The organism is Ramlibacter sp. (assembly GCF_028292805.1).
GTDB lineage: Bacteria > Pseudomonadota > Gammaproteobacteria > Burkholderiales > Burkholderiaceae_C > Ramlibacter.
The window spans coordinates 1-6098 of record NZ_JAQGLS010000265.1 but is presented as its reverse complement, the minus strand read 5'-3'; the positions used below and the strand labels follow the sequence as shown (position 1 = coordinate 6098).

Genomic DNA, 6098 nt, shown 5'->3' with positions numbered 1-6098 from the left:
GGCGGCACCGCGGCCGGCTCCACCGGGACGCAGGCCGCAGCCACGCCCACACCGGCCGCTGCCGGTTCCACCGCGGCTGCGCCGAACGCGGCGCCCGCCAGCAGCGCGCTGCCCGCTGTCAGCGAAGCACAGCGGGCGGAAGTGGCGCTGGCAGCCTCCATGGACGCTGTCGCCACGCGCTGGCGCACCCGTGCGGCAGCGCAGGGATGGGCCGTGCATCCGGCCACGCCCATCGATCCGCTCGGTGGTATCCAGGCGTCGACCTGGCAAGCGGCACCCTCGGGGCAGCCGCAGGGCCAGCTGACCAGGGCCGGTGCAGCAGCGCCGATCGCCAGCGAGAAACTGGGGACCGCAGCCCCCAGCGCCGACGTGAAGCAGCCGACCAAGCCGGCCACCCAGCCCAGCGTGAAGGCGCGCGCGCCGGACGCCGCCAACTGATCCGGCCGCAGCGTTGCGGCCGTCCTATCATTGCCCGCATGGCAATCACCCTCTACGGCATCCCGAACTGCGACACCGTCAAGAAGGCCCGCCACTGGCTGGCCGAGCACCACGTGGAGCACGTGTTCCACGACTTCAGAAAGCAGGGGGTTCCGCCCGAGCGGCTCGATGGCTGGATGGACCAGGCCGGCGACAAGTTGCTCAATCGGCAAGGCACGACCTGGCGCAAGCTCGATCCGGCGGCGCAGGCGGCGGCCGCCGAGCGCGCTGGCGCCCGCGCCTTGATGCTGGCGCAGCCCAGCGTGATCAAGCGGCCGGTGGTGGAGTGGGAATCGGGCCAGGTGTCGGTCGGGTTCGACGCCGGTGGCTGGCAAAAGCGGCAAAAGTCCTGAGCTGGACCGTGTTTACGCCGGATTTAACGTAAAGGCTGGCGCCCGGCCCCGCCGCTGCCTAAAATTTGCGCATTCTGTCCCAGCGAGTTCTCGCCATGAAACATACCCTCGTCTTCGCCGCGCTTGGCCTCACGGCCATCGGCGTCGCCGCGCAGGAAGTCGGCCACGTCGTTTCCAGCACCCCGATCGTCCAGCAGGTGGCCGTGCCGCGCCAGGTTTGCCACAACCAGCCCATGCTGGTGCAGCAGCAGCCGTCGGGCGCCGGCGGCATCATCGGCGCCCTGGCCGGCGCTGCCATCGGCAGCCAGTTCGGCGGCGGCAGCGGCCGCGGCGCGGCCATGGTGGCCGGCACCCTCGGCGGCGCCTTGCTGGGCAACAGCGTGGAAGCGCAAGGCTCGCAGCACGTGCAGAACGTGGCGCAGTGCTCGACCCAGACCTCGTACGAAAACCGCACCGTCGCCTGGAACGTGACCTACGACTACGCCGGCCGCCGCCACAACGTGCAGATGCCGTACGACCCGGGCCCCACCATCCGCCTGAACGTGTCGCCGGTCGGCGCCTCCGACTACCGCCAGCCCGAGATGGGCCAGGGCGGCCAGTACGGCAGCGCGGTCGCCCAGTACGGCGGCGCGGTCGTGGTGGCGCCGCCGGTGCAGGTGCAGCCCGAGGTCCAGAGCTACATCCAGTCACAGCCGGCCTACGTGCAGCAGGCTCAGGTGGCGATCCCGGTGGCGCCGGCGCCGATCGTCTACTCGCAGTACCCGGTGTACCCGGCTTATTCCGCTTACCCGGCCTATCCGGCCTATCCGGTGTACCGCGCCTATCCGCCGATCGGCATTTCACTGGGCCTGGGCTTTGGCTTCGGCGGCCACCACCATCGTCGCCGCTGAGCCACTGCGGCCCCGCGGGCATGAAGCAACGGCCTCCACGAAGGCCGTTGCTTCATTTCGGGCGCCTGCGGAAAGCCGCCCACGCGCTTGAGGGTCAGCATGCCGTGCTTGGGGTCCAAGGTCACCAGCATGGTCGGCGTGGCACTGTCGTCATGGGGCACAAAGACATAGCGGATGTCCGGTTGCGCCCGCAGCTGCGCCGCCGGTTCGGTGTTCTGCCGCGCCAGCTGCAGCCCTGCTGCTGCAGAAGGCCGCCGCAGCACGTCCTCGCCGCATTCGCGGTTGCCAACCATCTTGACCGCCAGGCCCGAACCGCTTGGCGGCCGTGCGGTCGTACAGCGCGCGCAGCGCCTGTTCGCGCTGACAGCGGCGGGCATCGTCGCGAGCCGTTCGCCCACGGCGGCGACCAACGCGATCAGTTCGAAGTCGGGTCGGAAGGCGTCATGGGTGGCTCATTCTGCTGCGCTGGATACGCAGCCGGGGGCGATCCGGATTCAGCCCGGACGCCGTCGCCTAAAATCGCGGGTTTCCCTCAACCGGCCACTTCATGACCACCGACCAATTCGAGGCCGTCGCCGTGACGACGCGCGCCAACGTTTACTTCGACGGCAAGTGCGTCAGCCATGGCATCACGCTGGCCGACGGCACGAAGAAGTCGCTGGGGGTGGTCCTGCCCGCCTCGCTGACCTTCAACACCGGCGTCGCGGAAATCATGGAATGCGTGGCCGGCGCCTGCGAATACAAGCTGGCCGGCAGCAACGACTGGAGCAAGTCGGGTCCCGGCGACAAATTCAGCGTGCCGGCCAACTCCAGCTTCGACATCCGCGTGGACCAGGCCTACCACTACATCTGCCACTTCGGCTGATCGGCACCCAATGAGCACCATCCTCGAAAACCTCCCCCTGGGCCAGAAGGTCGGCATCGCCTTTTCCGGCGGCCTCGACACCAGCGCCGCGCTGCACTGGATGAAAAAGAAGGGTGCGATCCCCTACGCCTACACCGCCAACCTTGGCCAGCCGGACGAACCCGATTACGAGGAGATCCCGCGCAAGGCCATGGAATACGGCGCCGAGCAGGCGCGCCTGATCGACTGCCGCAAGCAGCTGGCGCACGAAGGCATCGCGGCGCTGCAATGCGGCGCCTTCCACATTTCCACCGCGGGCATCACCTACTTCAACACCACGCCGCTGGGCCGCGCTGTCACCGGCACCATGCTGGTGGCCGCGATGAAGGAGGACGACGTCAACATCTGGGGCGACGGCAGCACCTTCAAGGGCAACGACATCGAGCGCTTCTACCGCTACGGGCTGCTGACCAACCCGAGCCTGCGCATCTACAAGCCCTGGCTGGACCAGGCCTTCATCGACGAACTGGGCGGCCGCGCGGAGATGTCGGCCTTCATGACCGCGGCGGGCTTTGGCTACAAGATGTCTGCCGAGAAGGCCTACTCCACCGACTCGAACATGCTGGGCGCGACCCACGAAGCCAAGGACCTGGAGCACCTGCAGTCCGGCATCAAGATCGTCAACCCGATCATGGGCGTGGCGTTCTGGAAGGACGAAGTCGAGGTCAAGGCCGAGACCGTGAGCGTGCGCTTCGAGGAGGGCCAGCCGGTCGCCCTGAACGGCCAGACCTTCGACGACCCGGTCGAACTGATCCTGGAAGCCAACCGCATCGGCGGGCGCCACGGCCTGGGCATGAGCGACCAGATCGAGAACCGCATCATCGAAGCCAAGAGCCGCGGCATCTACGAGGCGCCCGGCCTGGCGCTGCTGTTCATCGCCTACGAGCGGCTGGTAACGGGCATCCACAACGAAGACACCATCGAGCAGTACCGCGACAACGGGCGGCGCCTGGGCCGGCTGCTGTACCAGGGCCGCTGGTTCGACCCGCAGGCCATCATGCTGCGCGAGACGGCGCAGCGCTGGGTGGCGCGCGCCGTCACCGGCGAAGTGACGCTGGAACTGCGGCGCGGCAACGACTACTCGCTGCTGAACACCGAGTCGCCGAACCTGACGTACCACCCGGAACGACTGACGATGGAAAAGGGTGATTCCGCTTTTTCGCCGCGCGACCGGATCGGGCAGCTGACCATGCGCAACCTGGACATCGCCGATACCAGGGAGAAGCTGGGCGTGTATGCGCGGGCGGGGCTGCTGGTGACGGGTGGCGATGCGCCGCTGCCGTCGTTGGGCAAGGACTGACAGGCCGCCCCGGTCATTTCCCGCGACGCTGGGAAATGACGGGCATCCAGCCGTGCAGGCCAGGCGTCGTCATCACAAGGCCGTGTTCCCGGCCACCCAGAAGCAGCCGCCAATCACCGGCCCGCGTGGAGAGCTGAAGGCCACCACCACCTTGGCGGCACAGGGTCCGGTGCGTTGTTGTTTATCGGCCGTGCGGCGTAACACCGCTTGATGGGCGCCTGCACGGTCGGGCAAAATCGAGCCCGCCCGCGTTTGGTGCACCGCCGTCTCATCCATGGAGCGCCGCCGGCGCGGCGTGGCTTTGCATCGCAGATCGAGAAAAGACCAAAATCCTCAGGAGGAGATCCATGCGCCATTCCGCCAAATTCGCCGCCCTCGTGTTTGCCCTGGCCCTGGCCGGTTGCAACACCATGCCGATCCAGAACGTCAGCGACGCGCCGGTCACGTCCGCTTCGGGCACGCCGCTGTCCAACGAGCAGGTCCGCGGCGCCATCCTGCGCGCCGGCAGCACGCTCGGCTGGCAGATGCGCGACGACGGCCCCAACAAGCTGATGGGCACGCTGCAGCTGCGCGGCCACATGGCAGTGGTCGAGATCCCGTACAACTCTCGCAGCTACAGCGTGAAGTACCGCTCCAGCACCGGCCTGGACGAAAAGGACGGCAATATCCACAAGAACTACAACGGCTGGATCCAGAACCTCACGCGCGGCATCAACGCGCAGCTGTCCGCATCATGACCCTGTCCCTGGGCGATCGCACGGCGGTCGGGGCGAGAGAGCTCGCCGTGCTGCTGGTCGAGGGCCTTCACCTGGAGGAGGTCGACGCGCAGACGGTCGACCTGGCCGCGCCGTTGTTCGGCGGCGGGCTGGACCTCGACTCGCTCGACATGCTGGAGATCTCGCTAATCATCCAGCAGCGTTACGGCGTCAAGCTCAAGGCCGACAACCCCGACAACGAGGTCATCTTCGGGTCGCTGGAAAGCCTCGCCGCCCACATCGGAGCCGCACGGGCGCAGGCCTGAGCGGCAGTGGCGCATGGCGATCGACCTTGCCAGCGCCTGGCGCGCCATTGCGTTCCTGATGCTCGGATGGCTCGCGCTGTTTTTCGGCCTGACCTTGCGGGCCGGCCGCGAACCCCTGATCACCCGCATCGCGCGGCTCAGTGAGCCGCAGCTGCCGGCCGCGATGGCGCGCTACACGCGGCGCCTGACGGCCATCTGGTGCGGCTACTTCGTCGTGATGGCAGTCCTGTGCCTGGTGTTCGGCCGCGCGGCCCCGTGGCTGGGCGCGCTGGCCTGGATCGGCACGGCCGTCCTGTTCATCGGCGAACACCGGTGGCGGCCGCGGCTGCTGCCCGGCCACCGCTTCCCCGGGTTGCGCCAGCAACTGCAGGACACCCTGCGCGTCTGGCGCCCCCGGCGGCCCGACGGCAAATGAGAACGGCATGACCCACCCGGGGCCGCGAGCGCCCGCGCACCTGGACCGCCCAGCCGTGATCGGCGGCGCCCGCGACTGGACCTGGCACGAAGTCCACGCCGCGGCTGCCGACCTGGCCGCCCGGCTCGATCCGGCGCTGGCCGTCTGCAACCTCTGCAACACCCGACTAGCCTTTCTCGTCACCACGCTGGCGGCGCTGCGGCGCGGCTGCCTGCAGCTGCTGCCGCCCTCGGGCGGCCCGGCCGACCTGGCCGCGCTGCTCGATGGCCAGCAGGCCTGCCTGGTGGTGGTGGACGACGCAACCCTGTTGCAGCCGTTTGCCTTCACCCGGGCCCGCGGCCTGGTCTACCTGCCGCGGGTGCCAGCCACGCTGCCGGATGCGGCGGCGCTGGCCTGGCCGCCCGAGCCGGCGCGGCCCAGCGTCTGCCTGCACACCTCGGGCACGACCGGCGCGCCGCAGCCGCAGTTCAAGACCTGGGCCCAGTTGCTGGCCGGCGCGCAAGCGCTCGCCGCCCGGCTCGACCCGCTGGTCGAAGGTGGCCTGGCCGCGTGGCGCGCCATCGTCTCCAGCGTGCCGCCACAGCACATGTTCGGCTTCGAGACGTCGGTGCTGCTGCCGCTGCTGACGGGCATTCCGGTGGTGGAGCGGCGGCCGCTGCTGCCGCTGGACGTCCACGCCGCCTTGGCGCTCGCCGGTGGCCCCGCCGCCTGGATCGCCACGCCGCTGCACCTGCGCGC

At 69.1% G+C, this 6098-nt stretch carries 10 protein-coding genes; 9 read left to right on the top strand and 1 reads right to left on the bottom strand.

Translation table 11 applies throughout. The annotated features are described in order from the left end of the window. The 3 genes from JWP65_RS16355 to JWP65_RS16345 form a co-directional block, all read left to right on the top strand. A partial coding sequence (locus JWP65_RS16355; RefSeq protein ID WP_299765620.1) for a hypothetical protein occupies positions 1-438 on the top strand: 438 nt, incomplete at its 5' end. Between the two features lie 38 nt (positions 439-476). Next, positions 477-830 (top strand): arsenate reductase, encoded by a 354-nt coding sequence (locus tag JWP65_RS16350; RefSeq protein ID WP_299765618.1) that lies wholly within the window; start codon positions 477-479, stop codon positions 828-830. Between the two features lie 95 nt (positions 831-925). Next, complete coding sequence (locus tag JWP65_RS16345) at positions 926-1720, top strand: glycine zipper 2TM domain-containing protein (protein ID WP_299765616.1); 795 nt, start codon at positions 926-928, stop codon at positions 1718-1720. On the opposite strand, the gene JWP65_RS16340 is transcribed toward JWP65_RS16345, so the two are convergent. Continuing rightward, positions 1651-2130 (bottom strand): hypothetical protein, encoded by a 480-nt coding sequence (locus JWP65_RS16340; RefSeq protein ID WP_299765615.1) that lies wholly within the window; start codon positions 2128-2130, stop codon positions 1651-1653. The two genes, JWP65_RS16345 and JWP65_RS16340, sit on opposite strands and share 70 nt — an antisense overlap. 137 nt (positions 2131-2267) lie before the next feature. Between JWP65_RS16340 and JWP65_RS16335 the strand changes: the two genes are divergently transcribed. The 6 genes from JWP65_RS16335 to JWP65_RS16310 form a co-directional block, all read left to right on the top strand. Further along, positions 2268-2585 carry a pyrimidine/purine nucleoside phosphorylase gene (locus JWP65_RS16335; protein ID WP_299765613.1) on the top strand — a complete coding sequence of 106 codons (318 nt, stop codon included), beginning with the start codon at positions 2268-2270 and terminating at the stop codon, positions 2583-2585. 10 nt (positions 2586-2595) lie between these two features. After that, the gene (gene argG / locus JWP65_RS16330) at positions 2596-3924 is read left to right on the top strand and encodes an argininosuccinate synthase (protein WP_299765611.1); all 1329 of its coding nucleotides are present in this window, start codon (positions 2596-2598) and stop codon (positions 3922-3924) included. Between the two features lie 347 nt (positions 3925-4271). After that, positions 4272-4661, top strand: coding sequence for a hypothetical protein (locus tag JWP65_RS16325; RefSeq protein WP_299765609.1), 390 nt, complete (start codon positions 4272-4274; stop codon positions 4659-4661). Continuing rightward, the gene (locus tag JWP65_RS16320; protein WP_299765607.1) at positions 4658-4945 is read left to right on the top strand and encodes a phosphopantetheine-binding protein; all 288 of its coding nucleotides are present in this window, start codon (positions 4658-4660) and stop codon (positions 4943-4945) included. The genes JWP65_RS16325 and JWP65_RS16320 overlap by 4 nt, the downstream gene beginning before the upstream one ends. 13 nt (positions 4946-4958) lie before the next feature. Then, entirely contained in the window at positions 4959-5360 is a 402-nt protein-coding gene (locus JWP65_RS16315; protein ID WP_299765605.1) for a hypothetical protein, read from the top strand. A 7-nt stretch (positions 5361-5367) separates the two neighbouring features. After that, positions 5368-6098 (top strand): AMP-binding protein (locus tag JWP65_RS16310; RefSeq protein WP_299765603.1); only part of this gene is annotated, 731 nt, incomplete at its 3' end.

Coding starts and splice junctions, on each gene's coding strand:
- JWP65_RS16350 (WP_299765618.1), top strand. CDS start 477: ATGGCAATCACCCTCTACGGCATCCCGAACTGCGACACCGTCAAGAAG.
- JWP65_RS16345 (WP_299765616.1), top strand. CDS start 926: ATGAAACATACCCTCGTCTTCGCCGCGCTTGGCCTCACGGCCATCGGC.
- JWP65_RS16335 (WP_299765613.1), top strand. CDS start 2,268: ATGACCACCGACCAATTCGAGGCCGTCGCCGTGACGACGCGCGCCAAC.
- argG (WP_299765611.1), top strand. CDS start 2,596: ATGAGCACCATCCTCGAAAACCTCCCCCTGGGCCAGAAGGTCGGCATC.
- JWP65_RS16325 (WP_299765609.1), top strand. CDS start 4,272: ATGCGCCATTCCGCCAAATTCGCCGCCCTCGTGTTTGCCCTGGCCCTG.
- JWP65_RS16320 (WP_299765607.1), top strand. CDS start 4,658: ATGACCCTGTCCCTGGGCGATCGCACGGCGGTCGGGGCGAGAGAGCTC.
- JWP65_RS16315 (WP_299765605.1), top strand. CDS start 4,959: ATGGCGATCGACCTTGCCAGCGCCTGGCGCGCCATTGCGTTCCTGATG.